This window comes from Maribellus luteus (genome assembly GCF_003576475.1).
Taxonomy (GTDB): Bacteria; Bacteroidota; Bacteroidia; order Bacteroidales; family Prolixibacteraceae; genus Draconibacterium; species Draconibacterium luteum.
Genome location: NZ_QWGR01000172.1, coordinates 1 through 583 on the forward strand (window position 1 = coordinate 1; position 583 = coordinate 583).

The 583-nt window shown below is 57.3% G+C and carries 2 protein-coding genes; one reads left to right on the forward strand and one right to left on the reverse strand.

All coding sequences use genetic code 11. The features are described from left to right. A partial coding sequence (locus D1614_RS24450) for a glutamine amidotransferase-related protein (RefSeq protein ID WP_438268361.1) occupies positions 1 to 290 on the forward strand: 290 nt, incomplete at its 5' end. 154 nt (positions 291 to 444) lie between these two features. On the opposite strand, the gene D1614_RS27120 is transcribed toward D1614_RS24450, so the two are convergent. Next, on the reverse strand, positions 445 to 583 hold a 139-nt coding region (locus D1614_RS27120), incomplete at its 5' end, for a DUF2529 family protein (protein ID WP_119440520.1).

Here is a 583-nt window from a genome sequence, read left to right on the forward strand (position 1 = left end):
ATCCATGTAAGCTCGAGGAAGGTTCGAAGGCACGCGCGGCTTATTCGAGCGAGCTCGTCTACGAGCGTCATCGCCATCGCTACGAGTTCAGCAACGAGTACCGCGAGCAGTTCGAAGCGAACGGCATGATCTTCTCGGGTACGAGCCCGGATGGCCGTCTCGTCGAAATCATCGAGATCCCGGAGCACAAATGGTTCGTCGCGTGTCAGTTCCACCCGGAGCTGATCTCGCGTCCTGAGCGTCCGCAAGCGCTCTTCCACGACTTCATCCAGGCTTCGCTCGGAGAATAAGAAAAAGAGGCACTATGGCCTCTTTTAAGGGGGAACGTTCGGGGGTGGCTCAAGCATAGCGCTCTGAGCGAAAGTCAGCCTCCCCGTTTGTTTCATCTTAATATGAAGAAAATCGAGAAAAGACAGCACGCGGACGCCCGCATGCTGTCTTTTTTCATTCCCATTCCTCGGTCATCTCACGAAGCTGCGTCAAGATGTGCGTCAGCAGGAAGGCGCACAAGGCGAGGCTTGGCAAGCCATGGCGCGAGCCGTCCTCCGCCGGGAGCAGCCCCTTCTCGAACTTGAGCGCGAGC